This is a genomic window from Corynebacterium sp. HMSC034H07 (assembly GCF_001815175.1).
Taxonomy (GTDB): Bacteria; Actinomycetota; Actinomycetes; order Mycobacteriales; family Mycobacteriaceae; genus Corynebacterium; species Corynebacterium hiratae.
This window is the reverse complement of sequence record NZ_KV819482.1, coordinates 19,363-38,421: the sequence shown is the minus strand read 5'-3', so window position 1 is coordinate 38,421 and position 19,059 is coordinate 19,363. Positions and strand designations below refer to the sequence as shown.

The following is a 19,059-nucleotide window of genomic DNA, read 5'->3' as shown; positions in this document are numbered from 1 at the left end:
AAAGGCTACCAGCGCGCGGTCAGGGTGCCGATGCTGGCCAAGGCCACCATGCTTGCCGACGCCGTCCGCAACACCTCCGGCCCCAACTTGATCGCCGTCGCCCCGGCCTCCCGCAGGCGGGCTAGTTCCTCCGCGCCGATGCCGCCCTCCGGGCCCACCAGCAGGTAGATGGTCTCGGCGGAGTCGAGGTCAGCAAGATCCTTGAGCCGAGCCTCGGCGTCCTCGTGGAGGACCAGCGCGCGAGCACCGGAGATTTCCTGGCACAGCTGGCGGGTGGTCAGCGGGCCGCGCACGGCGGGCACGCGCGCGCGGCGCGATTGCTTAGCGGCCGCCACGGCCGCGGATTCCCACTTGGCTAGCGCCTTCGGGGCCTTCTTGGCATCCCACTTGGACACGCAGCGATCCGCCTGCCAGGCGATGATCTCATCCGCCCCGGCCTGGGTGGCCAGGTCGACGGCGAGCTCGGAGCGCTCCGACTTCGGGATGGCCTGGACCACGATGACGCGCGGGGAGGGTTCGGGGATGATCGCGAGGTCGTCGACAAGCGCGGCCAGCGTGTCCTTGCCCTGCGTATCGGTGATGGTCGCGGTGGCGCGGCGCCCGGACCCATCGATCAGGACCAGGTGCTCCCCTGGGCCCATGCGCTTGACGGTGACCGCGTGGCGGCCCTCCGCACCCTCGAGGCCCACCGGCTGGCCAACCTCAGCGAGGGAGAGATCCGGGTGGAGGAAGACGGGCAGAGACATTAGCGGCGGAACTTATCGCGGAAGCGGCTAAAGAGGGATTCGCCCTGGCCATCCCCGGCGTGGTGGACCTCGGTGCCGCCGTGGCCGGCGGCGCGGACCTTCTCCAGTGCCTCGCGGGTCTTCTTATCCAGGTCAGTCGGGACAACAACATCCACGTGGGCGTGGAGGTTGCCAAAGCCGTCGGTGCGCAGGCGCGGCATGCCCTTTCCTTGGAGGGTGATGGACTCGCCCGGCTGGGTGCCCGGCGCGATATCGATGGTGAGCTCCTCGCCGTCGAGCTGCTCGACGGTGCACGAAGCACCCAGCGCGGCATCCACCATGGGCACGCGCACGGTCAGGTGCAGGTCATCGGCGTTGCGCTCGAAGACGGGGTGCGGCTCGGTGTGCACCTCAACGTACAGGTCGCCAGCGGGGCCGCCGCCGTGGCCGACCTCGCCTTGGGACGCCATGCGGATGCGCATGCCATCACCAATGCCGGCGGGGATATTCACCGTAATATCGCGACGCTTGCGCACGCGGCCATCACCGCCGCAGTGGCCACAAGGATCGGTGACTACTTCGCCGAAGCCGTAGCACTTCGGGCAATCGCGGGTGGTCATCATGTTGCCCAACATGCTGCGCTGGACCTCTTGGACCTGGCCCATGCCGCCGCAGTGATCACAGGTCACCGGCTTGGACTTGGACTCGGAACCGGTTCCCTCACAGCGGTCACAGATCACAGCGGTATCGACCTTAACCTGCTGCTTCACGCCGCTATAGGCCTCCTCGAGGGTAATGGTGGTGCGCAGGAGCGCATCATCGCCCGGCTGCACGCGGGAACGCGGACCGCGGGAGGCAGCTCCCCCGCCGAAGAACTCGGCGAAGATATCCCCGAGGCCGCCGCCACCGAAACCACCAAAGCCGCCGCCCTGGGCTGCGCGCTCCTCCATGGGGTCACCACCCATGTCCACAACCCGGCGCTTCTGCGGATCCAGCAGAACCTCCTGCGCAAGGGAAGCCTCGCGGAACTTCTCCGCGGCCTCGTCATCGCCCGGGTTCACGTCCGGGTGGTACTTGCGCGCCAGCTTGCGGTAGGCCTTCTTAATCTCGGCATCCGACGCCGACTTTTCTACACCAAGAATGCCGTAGTAGTCACGAGCCACGTACTGTCATCCTTCTATATCTCGTTGATGCTAAATCTAATCCGACGGGCCAGCTTACTCGCCCGCCAGAATTTCACTCACATAGCGTGCAACGGCAGAGACCTTGGAGATTGTTCCCGAGTAGTCCATATACGTCGGCCCCACCACACCGAGCCCGCCGAGTGCTGCAGCCTCCGAGCCTGTGCCGAAACCATAGCGCGTGGCCACGACGGAGGTTTGGCGCAGCTCATCGGCCTCGTTTTCCTCGCCAATAGAGACCGATACATTGCCTAGGTCCGGCACGCGGGCCAGCAATTTCAGCACCACGACCTGCTCTTCCAGGGCCTCGATGATCGACGGCAGGCCCTCGGGCAGGGCCACGCGGGTGAGGTTAGAGGTGCCCGCCATAATCAGACGATCGGAGGGCTGTTCGACGAGGGTCTCAATCAGCGTGGTGGCTGCTTTGAGGAGGTGGGGGCGGATGTCGGCTGGGGAGTCGTCGACAAGCGCGGCCAACTCCGCCGAGGCATCGGTGAGCGTCTTACCCTCCAGGGCGGTGTTGAGGATATCGCGCAGGCGGTGGGTCTGCTCGGGGTCGATGACGTCATCGAGCTCCACATTGCGCTGATCGACGCGCCCATTATCCGTAATCAGCACCAGCAGCAGGCGCACCGGTGACAAAGCTACGACCTCGCAGTGCTTGACGCGGGAGACTTTGAGGTTGGGCATCTGCACCACGGCAGCTTGCTTGGTCACCTGGGCCAGCAGCTGGACCGAACGGCGCAGGACGTCTTCCAAATCGACGCCGCCTTCGAGGAAGGTGAGCATGGCGCGGCGCTCGGCCTTGGAGAGCGGCTTGACGTCGTGGAGCGTGTCGACGAACTGGCGGTAGCCCTTCTGCGTGGGCACGCGCCCGGAGCTGGCGTGTTCTTGGGCGATGAGGCCTTCGGCTTCGAGCACGGCCATGTCATTGCGAATCGTCGCCGAGGACACGCCCAGCTGGTAGCGCTCGAGCAGGGCCTTGGAGCCGACCGGCGATTGCGAGGCGATGTAGTCCGCGACGATGGCGCGCAGGACCTCTTGGCGGCGGGCATCGGTGGAGCTGGACATGTCTTTAAGGCTATCCGTTCTGGCGGTCAGGGGTGGAAAAGCTGTGGAAATCAACGACTACGGGCAGGTAGTTCACCGCCGCTTCCAAGTGGTTCTACTCAAATGGTTCGGGTCATACGGTTCACTTGCCCCCAAACGGCGCCTGCCTTTGAGTTGTGAACATCCCCCTGTTTGATGTGGTTGTTACTTTACGCGCTCGTTGTCTCGGGCGCTAGGGGTTTGCCGTTGTTGATTCCTACTGTTTTAGGTGGTGGCTTGTAGACGGATGTCCGGGGCCTGCGGTGAGGGTGCGTCGCGTAGTAGACGGTTTCCTTTTCTCGGCGATGCTCAAGGATGTCGCGCCACGTGCCTGAATACACTTCACTAGGTGTGTATCCATTAAGCCCGCTGTGGCGGTCACGGTTATTGTATTCGTCGATAATCCTGCCGATGACCTTCTGTGCATGCTGGATATCATCATAGGTTTCTAACGCATAGCGGTGATGCTTGATTGTGCGATGGGATGACTCTTCAAATGGGTTGTCATTCGAAACATTCGGCCGAATCAATGACAGCTGCACGCCGCGTTCATCCAGCATGGCCTTCATCATGTGTGAGGTCATGACTTTGCCGTTGTCGGTGTGTACGACGTCAACGCTGTGACCGTTGAGTTCCTGGTCAGCAATGACTTGTTCGATCAGGCGTGTAGCGATGGTCTTTTCCTGTCGGTGTTGGACAGTCCATCCCACGACTTTGCGCGAGTACAAATCCAACACCGTGTAAAGATGAAAGCCTTTGGTGACAAAAGATCCTGGCAGCCACGTGATGTCCCAGCACAGTACTTGCCCGGGCCTATCTGCGGTGATAATAGGAACCCCTCGCGCTGGTGTAGTTGGCCGCCTGCGCCGTTCTAATGCTGGAAACAGTTGAGCGTTAATCCGGTAGAACGTCCGAATCGACGCTAAAAGCGGATCGGGACCATCAAGATGATCAAAAAAGATTCTGGCAACTGACAAGCCTTGCGCCCGCCCGCGAACAAGCAGCTCAGCAATGCGTGTGTAGTCACTTTCATCTAGCTTGCGAGGATGAGGCAAAGACGCACTAGGTGCCTTGCATGGTCGAGGATTGTGCCGGTAATACCAGGTCGTTCGACCAAGACCAATAATCTTCAACGCGCGGGTTAAAGAGTAGCCCGCCTCAACCAAGCCTTCGACGATGAGTTCTTCGCTTTTAAGAAACTCAACATAATCAGCACGTTGCTCAGCAGTTAAAGTACGGCCACCACGCGTTAATCCTCGGAATACTTCTGCATGATGGCGATAGCTTTTCCCATGGCATCAACTGCCCGACAGTGAGCTTCAGTCTGCTCGGCCTTACGAGCAATGATTTCGTCCTTTTCCGCTAACTGCTGTTTGAGCCTGGCTATTTCATCGCTTAAGGCTTCATTGCTTTTGCGGAGGCGCTTGTACTCATTGATGTTTTCTGGGCACACAGGGATATTGTGCCTTGGCGTAAGCCCTGTGGCTAGATCCCCGCCGGCGAACTGCTTCCGCCAACGCTTAAACGAGCTATAACTGACACCGATGGAGTCCAAGTACTTCCGGCGCTGCCCATGTTTGACCGAGTAGTACTCAAGGACCACCTTCTCCTTTTGTTCTGCGGTATACCGACCTTGCGGAACCATATCCTCTGGCGGGATGGAGATAGTCATGAACACTTTCCTTTCTCCCCCGGCAATCACCGGGGACTACTGGGATGTTCACAACTCCATTGGCAATAAGGGAAACGAACCTTTTAGCAGCCCAAGGAAGGTTTGTTTGCCCCCCCAAACAAACCTTCTGACTGGAGCCTTTTCACTGGAACCATCTACGAGGGTCGAAGCCAGCCGCTAGTGGGCCAGCTGATGCGGACTTGGAGGCCGGCCCGCAGGTGGGGCAAGCCGCTAACGAGCGGTGTCTTCAGCGACGAGGAGGTCGGTGATGATGCCATCCGCGAGCAAGCGCCCATCCTTGGTCACGCGGAGGCGGTCGCCGGCACGCTCCAACAGGCCGCGCTCGATGAAACGCGCGGCCACGGGCTCGGCGGCCGGCGCGAGCCAGGACGCCGGGATGCCCTCGCGCAGGCGCAGGCCCAGCATGATGCGCTCGGTGTGGCGGTCGGCGGCGCTGAGCTGCTCGCGCTCCTTGATGGGCAGCTCCCCCTCGCCCACGGCCTTAATGTAAGTCCGCGGGTTTTTCACGTTGAAGAAGCGCTCGTTGCCCAGGTGCGAATGCGCGCCCGGGCCCGCGCCCCACCAATTGCCGTCCACCCAGTAGATGCGGTTGTGCTGGCACTCCCCGCCCGGCTTGGCCCAGTTGGACACCTCATACCACTCGAAACCTTCGGCCTCGAGCGTGGAAGAGATCATCCCATAGCGCCGGGCCAGCACGTCCTCATCCGGTGCTGGCAGCAGGCCCTTCGATACCTTGCGGGCCATACGCGTGCCATCCTCCACGATGAGCGAATACGCGCTGATGTGATCCACCCCGGTCTCCAGGGCACGCTCCAGCGTCAGGGCAACGTCGGCATCTTCTTCTGTCGGCGTGCCATAAATCATGTCCAAGTTGACGTGCTCGAAGCCCGCATCGATGGCTTCGCGCGCCGCATCGAAGGCCCGGCCCGGCGTGTGGGCTCGCTCCAACACGGCGAGCACCCCCGGGGAGGCGGATTGCATGCCCAGGGAAAGGCGGGTGAAGCCGGCGTCGAGAAGCCCAGCGAAGTACTCCGGCGAGGTGGATTCCGGGTTGGATTCCGTGGTGACCTCCGCGTCCGGGGCGAGGCCGAAGGTGTCGCGAACCTTCGACAAGACACGGCCCAGGCCGTCGGCGCCCAGCAGGCTCGGCGTGCCACCGCCAATAAAAACCGTCTCGGCCTCGCGCCCCACCTGGGCCGCCGCCATCTCCAGTTCCTTCTCCAGAGCAGCCAGATAATCGCTGGTCAGGTCCCCTCCCAGCTCACCCGGGGTATAGGTGTTGAAGTCGCAGTAGCCGCAACGGGAGGCGCAGAAAGGAACGTGAATGTAGAGACCAAAGGGATCCATGGGAACAAAGTATCCGACAGCGCCGTTAAAGCGGTAGTCTATAGTGCAGATTTGCAACCCCGATAGTGAAGAAAGGCCTCTTTTAAGTGGAACCTCCGAGTCGATGTCCCCGCCGCCTCCTTAAGGCGGTGGGGTAAGCCGTGTTATCTGCCATCCTGATGATTGTGGCGGGTTTCGCCGTCATCGCTCTCATTATCGTGGCCAACGCCTACTTCGTGGCGCAGGAATTCGCCTTCATGTCGGTGGACCGCACGCAGCTGCGCCAGCGCGCAGCGACTGGGGATAAGCCCGCGGAGCGCGCCTTAAAGATCACGCAAAAGACATCCTTCATGCTCTCCGGCGCGCAGCTGGGTATCACGATTACCGGCCTGCTCATCGGTTATGTGGCCGAGCCCCTCGTGGGCCAAGGCCTGGGCCAGCTGCTGGGCGGCGTGGGCGTGCCCACGGGTGTATCCGTCGCGGTAGGCACCGTGGCGGCGCTTGCTATTTCGACGGTTCTCACCATGCTCTTCGCCGAGCTCTTCCCGAAGAACTACACCATCGCAGCCCCCATGAAGTCAGCGCTGTGGCTGTCCGCATCGACGATGTGGTACCTCAAGATTTTTGGCTGGCTCATCCACTTCTTCGAGTATTCCTCCAATGCCCTGCTCAAGTTATTCGGCATCGAGCCGGTGGAGGATGTCGATTCTTCTGCCACCACCGATGACTTGGAGTCCATCGTCGATGCCTCCCACGAGGCCGGCGACTTGGATGAGGACACCTACCTGGTGCTCGACCGCCTCCTCGACTTCCCCGAACACGACGTGGGACACGCCATGATTCCGCGCTCGCGCGTGGATGTCATCGAGCCCGAAACCACCATCGGCGAGGTGCGCGAGATGATGTCGGAGAACCACACCCGCTACCCCATCATCGACGATGAACACAATCCCATCGGCGTGGTGCACCTCTACGACGTGCTGGGCACCGAGCTGCCCGCGGCCACCCCGGCCCGCGAAATCATGAAGGCCCCCGTGGTGGTGCCGGAGCTCATGCCGCTTCCCGACGTCGTCACGGAGCTTCGCGACGCCGACGAGAAACTCGCCTGCGTCATCGACGAATACGGCGGCTTCGTCGGCATCGTGACCATGGAGGACTTGGCCGAGGAAATCCTCGGCGATGTCACCGACGAGCACGACCTCGAAGAAACCGAGGAAATCACTGAGCAGGACGAGACGCACTGGATCGTCGACGGTGACACGCCCATCGACGAGGTGGAGCGCGCCATCGGCCACGACCTGCCAGAGGGCGATTTCGAAACCGTCGCCGGCCTGCTCATCGCTCATTCCGGCACGCTGCCGGAAGAAGGCGAAGAGCTTTCCATCGAGCTTGAGGCCGAGCCGGAAGATTGGGTCGACGGCGACGAAGCCCCCATCCGCACGCTCAACGTGCGCGTCGAGGAAATCGACCGCCACGTTCCCTCCGTCCTGGCACTCGAGCTCGTGGAGGAATTCCCGGAAGGAGACGATGACTAATGACTGATACCTGGTGGTTCAACCTCCTTATCACTGTTCTCATCATCGCTGCTTCCGCGTTCTTCGTGGTCATCGAGTTCTCCCTCATGGGCGCGCGCCGCAACCGCTTGGAGGAAACCGCGGAATCCTCGGCGGCTTCGCGCGCAGGCCTGCGCTCGCTCAATGAGCTGACCATCATGCTGGCCGGCGCCCAGCTGGGCATTACCGCCGCGACCTTCGTCCTGGGTGCCGTGACCAAGCCGTGGGTCCATCACCTGTTGATGACGCCACTGGAGGCCCTTGGCCTGCCGCTGGGCGTTGCTGACGTCGTTTCCTTCCTGCTGGCCCTTTTCGTCGTGACCTTCCTGCACCTGGTCATCGGTGAAATGGCGCCGAAGTCCTGGGCCATTGCCCACCCGGAAACGGCTCTGCAGCTCATCGCGGTCCCTGCTCGCGGCTTCATTTGGCTCTTCCGCCCGCTGCTGATCTGGATTAACAAGATGGCCAACAAGCTGGTCCGCATGACTGGTGAAGAACCTGTGGACCGCGCCGGTGCAGCCGGCTACGACGCAGAAACCTTGCGCCATCTGGTCGAGCACTCGCGCCTGACGGGCACGCTTGACGACGACTCCGCGAACCAGATCACCGGCGTCATCGAGCTGGAAGCCTCCACCGCGGCCCAGTTGGCCCGCGAGCACGGCTCGGAAATCCTGCCGCTTTCCTCCGATGCCACCGTGGCCGAGCTCCACGAGCTCGTAGTACGCAAGTCCATCATGCGCGTGCTGGTCTACCCGCGTACCTCGCGCATCCCCCGCATCGTCCATGTGCGCGACACCCTGTTGGCGGACCCGGAAACTCCGGTGCTAGATTTCTCGCGCCCCGCACTGGCGGTGGGCTCCTCCTCCACCGTGCAGAAGACGCTGGACCAGATGCGCGCCCGCAATGAGCAGCTCGTCGTCGTGGGCAAGCCCACCAAGGACAAGACGGTGTGGATCCTCACCTGGGATGACATCATGGGCCAGCTGTGGCCGCAGATTACGGAGCAGCTGGACCAGGCCGTGCCGGCGTCGAAGAACCCGGGGGTCTAGCGCTTACGCGCTAAACGGGGGAACACGAAGCTAAGCGTGACACGGAAAGCTAGGCGTGGCACACGAAGCTAGACGTGACACGCTAACAGCGAAAAGCGCCACCGAGAGAGGGAATCTCGGTGGCGCTTTTCTTAGGTAATCCTTGTGTGTTGGCAACAAGGAAGTCTGTGATGCGGCGACTAGGCAGTCGTGGCGGCCTTCTTCTGACGCTTGGCGCGCACACGGGCAACAACGGCGTCGATACGCGCGCGCTCCTCCAGGAAGGGCGGCGGGTTATGCCCGCGCATGGTGCGCACGAAGGCGGGGTGTGCCTCAACGACGGTGTGGCGCCAGGCCTGCACTGCAATGAGCGCGGACTCGCCGGCGCGCTTGTACAGGTTCGGCAGGGAGACCACATCGAGGTTGCGGGCCACGGCGTCGGTTTGCGCCAGCACGTACTCAACCAGCTCGCGCAGGTAGGCGGCCACCGCGGCGGTGCGGCCGCGCAGGGTTTCTGCCAGCTCCGAAACCACAACGGGCGGGCCGGAGATGGGCAGGCCCTCAGCGAGCGCGCGGGCGGTAAGCTGCTTCGGTTCCTCAACGTCGTTGTCGCCGGAGGAGGCAGCCGAGATGGTGCCGGACTTCAGCCCGGAGACCAGCGCGTGGCGCAGGCCGATGAGTTCGCCGACACAACGCCCGGAATCCACGCGGGCGTCCTCGACGATGTCCCCCAGCTCAGCCAAGCAGTCGAGGGAGAGTTCATCATCCCAGTCCTCGATGGCCTCGATGAGGTGCTCAATGTAGTCAACGACTTCGTCGCCGATGTTATAGATTTCTTGGGTCAGCTCACGGTGGCGCAGCTCGGCTGCGATTTTGTGCATAGGCTGCCCTTTCCGCGAGAACCTCTAGTTGAGGTTTAGAGTTTTTCTGACCCCGCTGACTCTATTAGAGATTCTCCCGTGGGTCTGCGCGACACTCCGAAGGAATTCACAGACTCCATCCAGCCTTATTTCTTGCCGGCGTAGAGGCGCTCAATTTCCGCTGCGTAGCGCTGCGCCACGACATAGCGCTTCACCTTCATCGTGGGGGTGAGTTCGTTGCTTTCCTCGGTGAGGTCCTGGTCGAGGATGACGAACTTCTTAATGCCCTCGGCGTGGGAGACCGTAGCGTTGACCTGGTTGATGGCGTCCTGAATATCCGCGCGCAGTGCCGGATCAGCAGCTACCTCACGCATGCCCTTGGTCGCGGAAATGTTGTGATCGGCCTTCCAGCGCTTGAGCGCGTCCTCATCGAGGGTGAGCAAGACGCCGATGAAGGGTTTGCCGTCGCCGACCACCATGGCCTGGGAAATCAGCGGGTGGGAGCGCAGGATATCTTCCATCGGCCCCGGCGAGACGTTCTTGCCGCCGGCGGTGACGATGAGGTCCTTCTTGCGGCCGGTGATAACGAGCTTGCCGTCCTCATCGATTTCACCCAGGTCGCCGGTGTTGTACCAGCCGTCCTGCAGGGAGTTCTCGGTGGCTTCCTCGTTCTGCCAGTAGCCCTTGAAGACGATATCTCCCTTGATCATGATTTCGCCGTCGTCGTTAATGCGCAGCGTCGTTCCACCCAGCGGCGGGCCGACGGTACCGATGGACTGGTCCACGAAGTCCACGGCGGCAGCCGCTGCGGTCTCCGTCAGGCCATAGCCCTCGTAGATGGTCACGCCGATGCCGCGGTACCAGTGCAGCAAGTCCTGCGAGATGGCCGAACCACCGGAGATGCAGTACTTGACCTCGCCGCCCATCGCCTGGCGGATGGCGGAATAGACCAGCTTGTCAAAGGCCTTGTGCTTGGCCTTGAGGACTCGGTTAGGCCCCTCCGGAGTATCCAGCGCCTTGGAGTATTCGATGGCGACCTTTTCAGCTTGGTCGAAGATTGCACCCTTGAATGCGGAGGAGGCGTGGGCCTTCGCGGACGCGCCGTTGCGTACCTTCTCAAACACGCGCGGCACGCCGAGGATCAGGTTCGGGCGGGAGCGCGCGAATTCGATGGTGATGGTGCCGAAATCGGACCAGTGGTTCTGGGAGGCACCGCCGATGGTGACCGCCAGTGACACCGCGCGGCTAAAGACGTGTGCCAAAGGCAGGAAGGTCAAAACGTGCGCACCCGGCACGGCGATGGCACCAATGGGGTTGGTCAGCAGGCCGCGCGCCTCTGCCAGCCAATTGCGGTGGGTCAGCATGCAGCCCTTGGGGCGACCGGTGGTGCCAGAGGTGTAGACCAGCGAGGCGACGTCATCGGTGTTCGTGGCTTCGATGCGCTGGTCGACGGTGTCGTCGCTGATGTCGCGTCCCTCAAACTTCAGCGTATCGATGGCCGAAGAGTTAATCTCTAGCACGCGGCGCAGCTGGGAGGGCGAGCCGTGCAGCTGCGGGGTGCCATCCTCCTGCAGCTTCAGGTGCTTAACCAGCTCGGAGTGCTCGCGGGTTTCCGTAATGGCGAGGATCGCGCCGGAATCCTCAATGATCCACTGGACCTGTGACATCGATGAAGACGGGTACACCGGAACGGAGATAGCACCGGCGGCCCAGATGGCATAGTCCAACAGGGACCACTCGTAGCGGGTGGTAGAAATAAGAGCCACGCGGTCTCCCTGCTCCACGCCGAAAGCGATGAGGCCCTTGGCCACCGCGTAGACCTCTTCCACGAACTCTTTGGCGGTGACGTTGACCCACTCGTAGTTCGCGGGGCGGGTAAACAGCACGCCATGTGGGCGGGCGTGTGCCGTAGCCATCATGGCGGTAAGGCAGGTCTCCCCGTCTTTGATCTCGAACTCCGCTTTCGTATGCGCTTCATTCAAAGTCACAGTTGTGTCCTTTCCCACAAAAATTAAATTCCAGCCCACTCTACCAACCGGATTTCTCCCGCGCGCGGGGAGGGCGTGGCACAATTGGGGGATGTGACTACCCGTGATCTGCTTCAAGAACTTGCCCAACGCCACGGCGTGGCCTGCGAGTACACCGCCCAGAACGGACAGCCCGTGTACGTCAGCGAGGAAACAATTACCTATACGCTGCGCGCACTCGGCGTCTCTATCTCCGACCGTCCGGACGATGAGGAGCTAACCCAAGCCCTGTTCGAGGATTATCTCGAGCGCGCCTCCCGCCCGCTGCCGCCGTGCGTGGTGGCCCGCGAGGGTGCCGAAAAGTCTTTCGTCGTCCACGTCCACGACGGCGACCCCGTCACCGTCACCATCGAGCTGGAAAACGGCGAGACGCGGCCGACTTACCAGGATCCGAACAACGCCCCGGCTGCCGACGTCGCCGGAACCATGTGGGGCGAGGCCAGCTTCCACGTCCCCGGTGACCTGCCCTTAGGTTTCCACAAGCTGCACTTATCCTCGCCCGGCATCGGCGAACACGAATGCCCGCTCATCGTCGTGCCGAACCATCTGAGCACAGCAGATCGCTTCCTCGAGCGCCCCGCCGCGGGCGCGATGGCGCAGTTGTATTCGGTGCGCTCCGAGAAGTCCTGGGGCATGGGCGATTTCGGAGATCTAGCCGAGCTCGCGGAGGTACTGGCTCCGGATTATGACTTCCTCCTTATCAACCCGCTGCACGCGGGCGAGCCAATCCCGCCTGTGGAGGATTCGCCCTACCTGCCCACCACGCGGCGTTTCATCAACCCGATTTACATCCGCATCGAGGATATTCCGGAGCTGAAACAGCTCAGCCCGGAGCTTCAGGAGGACGTCGCCGAGCTCGCCGCCGAGTTCCGCGAGCGCAACCGGTCTGCCGAAGAGATCGACCGCGATTCCATCTTCGAGGCCAAGCTGCAGGTGCTGCAGGAGCTCTTCAACCAGGGAATGACCCCGGAGCGCCGCACCGCCTTCAGCGAGTACCAGCGCCGCGAGGGCCGCGGCCTGCGCAATTTCGCGCTGTGGTGTGCAGAGACTGAACTCTCGCGCCACAGTGGTCGCCGCCACGCGCTGAGCCTCGACGTCAACGACTTAGCCGAGTTCTATTCCTGGCTGCAGTTCCTCTGCGATGAGCAGCTGGATGCCGCCCAGCGCCGCGCGCTCGACGCCGGCATGAGCATCGGGCTTATCACCGATATGGCCGTGGGCATCCACCCCGCGGGTGCCGATGCTGTCAACCTCTCCGAGTACCTGGCTCCCCAGTGCTCGGTGGGTGCTCCGCCGGATGACTATAACCAGCAGGGCCAGGACTGGTCGCAGCCGCCGTGGCACCCGGTCCGTCTGGCAGAAGCCGGCTACGAGCCGTGGCGCGATTTGCTGCGCACGATGCTGGGCAACGCCGGCGGTCTGCGCGTCGACCACGTGCTGGGCCTTTTCCGCCTGTACTGGATCCCGCGCCAGTCCACCCCACTCAACGGCACCTACGTGACCTATGACTGGGAAGCCATGCTCGGCATCCTCGCGCTCGAGGCCGAACGCGCCGGCGCGGTCCTCGTCGGCGAGGACCTGGGCACCCTGGAACCCTGGGTCCAGAATGCCCTGCAGGACATGGGAGTACTTGGCACCACGATCATCTGGTTTGAGCACGCCAACGAAGGCCCCACCCCGCGCCCGCAGGATCAGTACCGCCACATGGCGATGTCCTCGGTGGGCACGCACGATCTGCCGCCAACGCTCGCCTTCCTGCGCGGCGATCACATCGCACTGCGCGCCCGCCTGGGTCTGCTGACCCGCCCGGTGGCGGAAGAAGAGGCCGAGGACCGCGCGTGGCAGGAAGAGGTCAAGGATAATCTGCAGGCCTATGGCATGTTGGACAATCGCGAGAACGAAGAGGACGTGCTGGTTGCCCTGCACCGCTATGTTGCGGGAACTCCCTCGGCACTGACGGTGACCAACGTGGTGGATATGGTCGGTGACGTGCGCGCACAGAACCAACCGGGCACGACGAAGGACCAGTACCCCAACTGGTGTATCCCGCTGTGCAATACCGCCGGCGAGCCAGTCCTCTTGGAGGATCTACCGAAGCAGGAGCTCTACCAGCGCCTCGCCCAAGCCGCCAAGAGGCCAGGGCACGAGCGCTAAGGCGTCGTCCCTTTAAAGGACGACGCCCACCACTGCCACCACGACGATGAGCGCGATCATCAGCCACAGGGTCACGCTCACTCGGGATTTAGGCAGTGCCCGCTTGCGGTGGACGTGTTCGGAGCGCTCGGGGTCCCACAGGCCTTCGCGGTGATCATCGGGAGTCATGGTTCTTCATCCTAGTCACGGGCACAAGCCACGAATACACCCGGTCGATTGCCCACATCAGGAGCCACCCCATGACGGTTGCGGCCGGCACCGCCGTGACGGCGAGCACCGCCATTTGCACCCACACCGGCGCCTGCACGAGCCATTCCATGCCCTCAGGGTAGCCTGTTGTGCATGAGCCGTGCACCTTTCACCGTCACCTGCCCCGCGGGCACCATCACCGGCTACCTCGATGAGGACGTGGCCCATTTCCATTCCATCGAGTACTCCCACATCCCCGGGGATTTTGAGAACCCCGAACCCGCACCGCCACGTGACCAGGATGCGCGCACCCCGCACCCGGAGAAGATCGCGCTGACCATCACCGCCCCCGCGCCCGGCAGCCGCGCGACGTCCCTGGCGCCGACGTTGGTCTATATCCACGGCGGCCGCTATGAGCACGGTTCCCACGGGGATCCCCGCGCGGAGGGCACGCCGACCGCACAGGCGGGCATCGTCCACGTGCAACTGGGCTATCGCGTTGGGCTGCCGGGGCTTGCCCGTTTTCGTGATGACGAGCCCGACCGCTACCGCGCCATCGAGGACCTGCAGTTGGGCTTGGAATGGATCCAGAACAACATCGAGGCATTCGGCGGCGATCCCACCAACGTCACCATCCTGGGCCAGTCCGCCGGCGCCAACGCCGTACTGTGGCTGTGCCGGCGCGACCACTACCGAGGGGCGTTTCGGCGAGCGCTAGCTCTGTCCCCTGGTTTCCCGCGAGAGAGCTTCGAGGAGCGCAGTGCCACTCTGCGCCAGGTGATGAAAAAGCCCATCACGCGTTCCTCCCTGGCGGCGATGAGCCAGGAGGAGCTCGCCGCCGGCTACGCCAAGTTCCGCAAGAAGTACAGCCTCGATATGGCGCTGGGCCCCACCCCGCTGGAGTGTGGGCAGCTTGCCGACGTCCCCCTCATCCTCGCCAGCACCCGCGACGAGTTCTACAACATCCCAGCCACGCAGAAGGTCGACCGCTCCCCTTTCCGTGCCCTCATCCTGCGCTATGCGGCGCCGCGCTTCGGCTTTCCCCGCAACGGCTTCACACCCTGGTATCAGGTGGCGCAGCACATGGACAAGGAGCGCCCGATGGGCCGGATGGTGGGAGATTCCATCATTCGCCGGTGGGCGGCCGAGGTGGCGGAGAAGGCTCCGGGGAAGACCTGGATGGTGGAATTTACCCGATCCTCGGGCCCGGCCCTGCACTGCGAGGAGCTGCGTCCGCTCTTCGGCAGGACGCCGCTAGCCCAGTGGCTGCAGGATTTTGTGCGCACAGGCGAGCCCGGATTCGAGGCCTACCGCCCGGAGCACGCTATCTGGGAGTACAACCTAGACAACGACGAGCATCGCGTGGCGTATTCCAGCTTGGATTATATTTCGGCGGCCTTTGCTCAGGACGGAAGCTTGCTCTAGGCCAGAAGGGCCGCGCGCAGCGGCTCGTGGGTCAGCTCCTCCACCATCCACGGGCTAAAGGCAAAAGGCGTGGCGTCGACGGCAGCGAGCACATCGCGCACCGGGGCCCACGCGAAGGAGTCGACCTCCTCCGGGTTAGGCATCGGATCGTCTTCGGTCTCGAAGAGATAGACTGGGCAGATTTCATTCTCCACCACGCCGGAGGAATCCACCGCGCGGTAAGCAAAGTCCGGCAACACCAAACGCGGTGTGCCGGTCAGGCCGAGCTCGAAGCGACCGCGACGGACGACGGCGGCGGCAGTCTCCTCATCCGGGCCCGGGTGCCCGCAGAAGGAATTGGTCCACACGCCAGGCCAGGTCAGCTTGGACAGGGCGCGGCGGGTCAGCAGCAGCTGGCCATCGCGCACCACCCACGCAGAAAAGGCGAAATGGAGCGGGGTATCCGCAGTGTGTATGGCGGCCTTGTCGGCAGTGCCGGCGGGTTTTCCTTCCGGCGAGGCTAAAACGACGAGTTCCGTCATAGATTGAGGTCTCCTACATAGCGCACGTTGCCGATGCTAAAGCGCGCGTTCCAGAGGTTGCCTGGGGCAACGTTGTAGACATATTGAAGGTTGGTGGACGCACCGGCGCCCAGCGGGTGATCCAAGCCCGGCGCGGCCAGGTCCACGTTGACCTCCGGGTCATAAGGGACGGGATCCACGGTGGCCCAGCCGCCATTGCCGTCGGCGCGCTCCAAGGTGGGTTCCGCGAGGGCGTCGGCAGGCAGGGGCACCTCGTTGAGGTTGTGAATCTTCACCGTCAGCACCGTTCCGCCACCGCCGGAGTACAGGCCCTGCAGCTCAAATTCCACGTTGAGGCCCTCATCTTTAACGGGTGCCGCCAGGTTGGAGGTGACCTCGTGGGCGTCTACGTCCTTGGCCTCAAAGGCCGGCGGCTCCGAGCTGGAGACCACGATGTTGTCCTGCGGGCCCACGTCCGGCGGCTGGAGGATGCTGCAGCCTGATAGGGCAGCCAGGCACAGCGGGGCGCACGCTAGGGGGAGGTATTTCTTCACCGCGGATCCTTTTCCATCACGACTTCGGTTTCTCCCCTACCTTAGTCGACGGGTTGGATATTCCTATTAAGGGCGTAACATCGGCCGGCGATGAACTCTATTCTCCGCATCGTCCGCAGCGCATCCGCCCTGTGGCCGTTTTATCTTGGCGTCCTTATCACCGCGTCAGTCACCGCGATTCTGTCGCTGCTGACCCCGTTTATCCTCCGCGAGGCCACCGACACCGTCGTCGCAGGCGGCCCGCTGCGCACCATCCTGTGGTGGGTCGTGGCACTCTTTGTGGCGGACGCGCTGGGCAACGTCGTGAAGAATATCGGCGGCTATATCGGCGATGTCATGGTCGCACGCCTGCGCCAGATTCTTTCGACGCGCTACTTTGCCAAGCTGCTTTCTGTACCGCAGGGCTATTACGACAACCAGGTCACCGGCACCATCATTGCGCGCTTGGACCGCTCGATTGCGAATATCACGCAGTTCCTGCAGTCCTTCTCCAATAACTTCTTCGTCATGCTCATCCAGGCCGCCGCAGTCCTGGTCATCACGGCGGTCTACTACTGGCCGCTGGCCATCCTGCTGGCCGCGCTCTTCCCTATCTATATGTGGCTCACCGCGCTGACCTCGGAGCGCTGGCAGAAGTTTGAGGCCATCAAGAATGAGAACATCGACGTGGCCAACGGGCGCTTCGCGGAGGTCATCGGCCAGGTAAAGGTGACTAAGTCCTTCGTCGCTGAGGCCCGCGAGTTGGCCTCCTTCGGTTCGCGCTACCGCACGGTGGTGGATACCACGAAGCCGCAGTCGCGCTGGTGGCATTCCATGGATACCGCCCGTGGCGCGGCCATGGCGCTGATCTTCTTAGGCATCTATGGCCTGATCTTCTGGCGCACCTTGGAGGGCCATTTCTCCATCGGTGACATGGTCATGCTCCTGCAGCTGGTAAACATGGCTAAGCAGCCGGTGTTCATGATGAGCTGGATCGTGGATGTCAGCCAGCGCGCCATCGCCGGCTCCAAGGACTACTTCAAGGTCATGGAGGAAGTCCCGGAGCCCACGGTCAACCCGCAGCTGGTCGCCGCCGCTGAACCCTCCGACGTGCCGGAGCTCGCCCTCACCCCGGCCGAGCCGCTGCGCCCGACCGAAGGCCCAGTCTTCGCCTTCGAGGACGTGTCCTTCTCCTATGAATCGGATAAGCCGGTCGTCGCCGATATCACCTTCGCCGCCCAAGAGGGCCACAAGGTGGCACTCGTCGGCGAGTCCGGCGGCGGCAAGTCCACCTTGGTCAACCTCCTGTTGGGCCTCTACCAGCCCACGGAGGGAAAACTGACGGTACTGGGCCACGACACTGCGGAACTTACTGCGGAGCGCCTGCGCGCCTCGGTCGGCGTGGTCTTCCAGGAGTCCTACCTCTTCTCCGGCACCATTCGGGAAAACATCGCTTATGGCAAGCCGGGGGCGACGATGGAGGAGATCGTGGACGTCGCCAAGCGCGCCAATGCACACGGCTTCATCGAAGAATTCCCCGATGGCTACGACACCGTCATCGGCGAGCGCGGCCTTAAGCTCTCCGGCGGGCAGAAGCAACGCGTGGCCGTGGCGCGCGCCATGCTGAAAGACGCCCCCATCCTCGTCCTCGACGAGGCCACCTCGGCGCTGGACACCAAGGCCGAGCGTGCCGTGCAGGCTGGTCTGGATGAGCTCATGAAGGACCGCACCACGCTCATCATCGCGCACCGCCTGTCCACCATCGCGGACGTGGACACCATCATCACCCTGGACCGCGGCCGCATCTCCGAGATCGGCTCGCCGGCGGAGCTGGCGCAGTCGGGCGGCATCTACGCTGAGCTGCTGCGCCTGACCCAATCCGCCTCCGCCGCCGACCGGCAGCGATTGAAAAAATACGGATTCGTCCAAGCCACCGACGAGTAAGGTGGGACGCATGCGTTTCCCTAGCCTGAAAGAACTCTCCGCCCGCGGCACCCGCAAGTGGACCGTCTATGACGAAGACGTCATCCCGCTGTGGATCGCCGAATCAGACTTCCTCACCGCGCCGGCGGTCAAGGAGGCCATCCAGGAGGCGGTCGACGCCGAATCCTTCGGCTACACCCCAGCGCCCAAGGCCTCCGAGCTCAACGCGGCAATAGCAAATTTCTACGAATCGCGCTACGGCTGGCGCCCAGAACACGTCTTCTGGATCGGGGATGTGGTGCGCGGCTTGTTGCTCGGCGTGCAGTACTTTACTGAGGGCGCGGTGGCCGTGCCGGTTCCCTCCTACCCGCCGCTGCTGGAGCTGCCGGAGACCGCCGGGCGCGAGAAGATTGAAACCTCGCTGGAGCTCGATGATATCGAGCGCGCCTTCCAGGCCGGCGCCGGCTCCATCCTGCTCTCCCACCCCTATAACCCGCTGGGCATTGTCTTTGATGAGGACTGGCTGCGAGGGCTGGTGGAGCTGGCGGAGAAGTACGATGCCCGCATCCTCTCCGATGAGATCCACGCCCCGCTGGTCTACGAAGGCCGCCACATCCCGCTCGGCGCTTTGTCCGACCGCGTTATTACCGTCACCGCCACGTCCAAAGCATGGAATACCGCAGGGCTAAAGTGCGCGCAGGTGATCTTCTCCAACACCGCGGATGTCGAGCGCTGGAACTCGCTGAGCGGTGTGGCCAAGGACGGCACCGGCACGCTCGGAGTGCTGGCGGCAGAGGCCGCCTACCGCCACGGTGCGGAGTTCCTCGACGAGGAAATCGAGTATCTGAAGAAG

The 19,059-nt window shown here is 63.0% G+C and carries 17 protein-coding genes; 6 read left to right on the top strand and 11 right to left on the bottom strand.

All coding sequences use genetic code 11. From position 1 onward, the window contains the following. Positions 1 to 5 precede the first annotated feature (5 nt). The 6 genes from HMPREF3009_RS00530 to hemW all read right to left on the bottom strand — a co-directional run bounded on the left by HMPREF3009_RS00530 (position 6) and on the right by hemW (position 6,035). The gene (locus HMPREF3009_RS00530) at positions 6 to 746 is read right to left on the bottom strand and encodes a 16S rRNA (uracil(1498)-N(3))-methyltransferase (protein WP_070679345.1); all 741 of its coding nucleotides are present in this window, start codon (positions 744 to 746) and stop codon (positions 6 to 8) included. Continuing rightward, entirely contained in the window at positions 746 to 1,888 is a 1,143-nt protein-coding gene (gene dnaJ, locus HMPREF3009_RS00525) for a molecular chaperone DnaJ (protein WP_070545439.1), read from the bottom strand. Before dnaJ ends, HMPREF3009_RS00530 begins: the two co-directional genes overlap by 1 nt. A gap of 54 nt (positions 1,889 to 1,942) precedes the next feature. Further along, positions 1,943 to 2,977 (bottom strand): heat-inducible transcriptional repressor HrcA, encoded by a 1,035-nt coding sequence (gene hrcA, locus HMPREF3009_RS00520; RefSeq protein WP_046649033.1) that lies wholly within the window; start codon positions 2,975 to 2,977, stop codon positions 1,943 to 1,945. 188 nt (positions 2,978 to 3,165) lie between these two features. Further along, complete coding sequence (locus HMPREF3009_RS00515) at positions 3,166 to 4,161, bottom strand: DDE-type integrase/transposase/recombinase (RefSeq protein ID WP_158010552.1); 996 nt, start codon at positions 4,159 to 4,161, stop codon at positions 3,166 to 3,168. 83 nt (positions 4,162 to 4,244) lie between these two features. Then, positions 4,245 to 4,667 (bottom strand): transposase, encoded by a 423-nt coding sequence (locus tag HMPREF3009_RS00510; protein ID WP_070679339.1) that lies wholly within the window; start codon positions 4,665 to 4,667, stop codon positions 4,245 to 4,247. A 231-nt stretch (positions 4,668 to 4,898) separates the two neighbouring features. Further along, on the bottom strand, positions 4,899 to 6,035 hold the full coding sequence (gene hemW / locus HMPREF3009_RS00505) for a radical SAM family heme chaperone HemW (protein ID WP_070679336.1): 1,137 nt from the start codon (positions 6,033 to 6,035) through the stop codon (positions 4,899 to 4,901). A gap of 140 nt (positions 6,036 to 6,175) precedes the next feature. Between hemW and HMPREF3009_RS00500 the strand changes: the two genes are divergently transcribed. Continuing rightward, the gene (locus HMPREF3009_RS00500; RefSeq protein WP_070679333.1) at positions 6,176 to 7,549 is read left to right on the top strand and encodes a hemolysin family protein; all 1,374 of its coding nucleotides are present in this window, start codon (positions 6,176 to 6,178) and stop codon (positions 7,547 to 7,549) included. Beyond that, positions 7,549 to 8,616: a CNNM domain-containing protein gene (locus tag HMPREF3009_RS00495; RefSeq protein ID WP_070679330.1), complete on the top strand. Its 1,068-nt coding sequence runs from the start codon at positions 7,549 to 7,551 to the stop codon at positions 8,614 to 8,616. Before HMPREF3009_RS00500 ends, HMPREF3009_RS00495 begins: the two co-directional genes overlap by 1 nt. Before the next feature lie 179 nt (positions 8,617 to 8,795). On the opposite strand, the gene HMPREF3009_RS00490 is transcribed toward HMPREF3009_RS00495, so the two are convergent. Then, entirely contained in the window at positions 8,796 to 9,476 is a 681-nt protein-coding gene (locus HMPREF3009_RS00490; RefSeq protein WP_070513599.1) for a hypothetical protein, read from the bottom strand. A 125-nt stretch (positions 9,477 to 9,601) separates the two neighbouring features. Continuing rightward, positions 9,602 to 11,443, bottom strand: coding sequence for an AMP-dependent synthetase/ligase (locus tag HMPREF3009_RS00485; protein ID WP_070679327.1), 1,842 nt, complete (start codon positions 11,441 to 11,443; stop codon positions 9,602 to 9,604). A gap of 93 nt (positions 11,444 to 11,536) precedes the next feature. On the opposite strand from HMPREF3009_RS00485, the gene malQ reads away from it, so the two are divergent. Next, positions 11,537 to 13,636: a 4-alpha-glucanotransferase gene (gene malQ / locus HMPREF3009_RS00480; RefSeq protein WP_232760839.1), complete on the top strand. Its 2,100-nt coding sequence runs from the start codon at positions 11,537 to 11,539 to the stop codon at positions 13,634 to 13,636. A gap of 12 nt (positions 13,637 to 13,648) precedes the next feature. Here malQ and HMPREF3009_RS13505 read toward each other — a convergent pair whose 3' ends face one another. Then, positions 13,649 to 13,804 (bottom strand): hypothetical protein, encoded by a 156-nt coding sequence (locus HMPREF3009_RS13505; RefSeq protein WP_168162657.1) that lies wholly within the window; start codon positions 13,802 to 13,804, stop codon positions 13,649 to 13,651. Positions 13,805 to 13,978: 174 nt separating this feature from the next. Between HMPREF3009_RS13505 and HMPREF3009_RS00475 the strand changes: the two genes are divergently transcribed. Next, complete coding sequence (locus HMPREF3009_RS00475) at positions 13,979 to 15,250, top strand: carboxylesterase family protein (RefSeq protein ID WP_070679320.1); 1,272 nt, start codon at positions 13,979 to 13,981, stop codon at positions 15,248 to 15,250. Here the strand turns inward: HMPREF3009_RS00475 and idi are convergent. Together idi and HMPREF3009_RS00465 are read right to left on the bottom strand one after the other, a co-directional pair. Beyond that, positions 15,247 to 15,771, bottom strand: coding sequence for an isopentenyl-diphosphate Delta-isomerase (idi, locus tag HMPREF3009_RS00470; protein WP_070679317.1), 525 nt, complete (start codon positions 15,769 to 15,771; stop codon positions 15,247 to 15,249). The two genes, HMPREF3009_RS00475 and idi, sit on opposite strands and share 4 nt — an antisense overlap. Continuing rightward, the gene (locus HMPREF3009_RS00465) at positions 15,768 to 16,304 is read right to left on the bottom strand and encodes a hypothetical protein (RefSeq protein WP_070679314.1); all 537 of its coding nucleotides are present in this window, start codon (positions 16,302 to 16,304) and stop codon (positions 15,768 to 15,770) included. Before HMPREF3009_RS00465 ends, idi begins: the two co-directional genes overlap by 4 nt. A 90-nt stretch (positions 16,305 to 16,394) precedes the next feature. Here HMPREF3009_RS00465 and HMPREF3009_RS00460 point away from each other — a divergent pair, with 90 nt between their 5' ends. Together HMPREF3009_RS00460 and HMPREF3009_RS00455 are read left to right on the top strand one after the other, a co-directional pair. Next, entirely contained in the window at positions 16,395 to 18,227 is a 1,833-nt protein-coding gene (locus tag HMPREF3009_RS00460; RefSeq protein WP_070679311.1) for an ABC transporter ATP-binding protein, read from the top strand. A gap of 10 nt (positions 18,228 to 18,237) precedes the next feature. Continuing rightward, positions 18,238 to 19,059, top strand: an 822-nt coding sequence (locus HMPREF3009_RS00455; protein WP_070679309.1) for an aminotransferase class I/II-fold pyridoxal phosphate-dependent enzyme, incomplete at its 3' end; no start/stop codon positions are given.

What these genes read in the sequence shown, in the direction of transcription:
- HMPREF3009_RS00510 (WP_070679339.1), bottom strand. Translation starts at nt 4,667, where the DNA reads ATGACTATCTCCATCCCGCCAGAGGATATGGTTCCGCAAGGTCGGTAT.
- HMPREF3009_RS00460 (WP_070679311.1), top strand. Translation starts at nt 16,395, where the DNA reads ATGAACTCTATTCTCCGCATCGTCCGCAGCGCATCCGCCCTGTGGCCG.
- HMPREF3009_RS00490 (WP_070513599.1), bottom strand. Translation starts at nt 9,476, where the DNA reads ATGCACAAAATCGCAGCCGAGCTGCGCCACCGTGAGCTGACCCAAGAA.
- hemW (WP_070679336.1), bottom strand. Translation starts at nt 6,035, where the DNA reads ATGGATCCCTTTGGTCTCTACATTCACGTTCCTTTCTGCGCCTCCCGT.
- HMPREF3009_RS00475 (WP_070679320.1), top strand. Translation starts at nt 13,979, where the DNA reads ATGAGCCGTGCACCTTTCACCGTCACCTGCCCCGCGGGCACCATCACC.
- HMPREF3009_RS13505 (WP_168162657.1), bottom strand. Translation starts at nt 13,804, where the DNA reads ATGACTCCCGATGATCACCGCGAAGGCCTGTGGGACCCCGAGCGCTCC.
- HMPREF3009_RS00530 (WP_070679345.1), bottom strand. Translation starts at nt 746, where the DNA reads ATGTCTCTGCCCGTCTTCCTCCACCCGGATCTCTCCCTCGCTGAGGTT.
- HMPREF3009_RS00495 (WP_070679330.1), top strand. Translation starts at nt 7,549, where the DNA reads ATGACTGATACCTGGTGGTTCAACCTCCTTATCACTGTTCTCATCATC.
- idi (WP_070679317.1), bottom strand. Translation starts at nt 15,771, where the DNA reads ATGACGGAACTCGTCGTTTTAGCCTCGCCGGAAGGAAAACCCGCCGGC.
- hrcA (WP_046649033.1), bottom strand. Translation starts at nt 2,977, where the DNA reads ATGTCCAGCTCCACCGATGCCCGCCGCCAAGAGGTCCTGCGCGCCATC.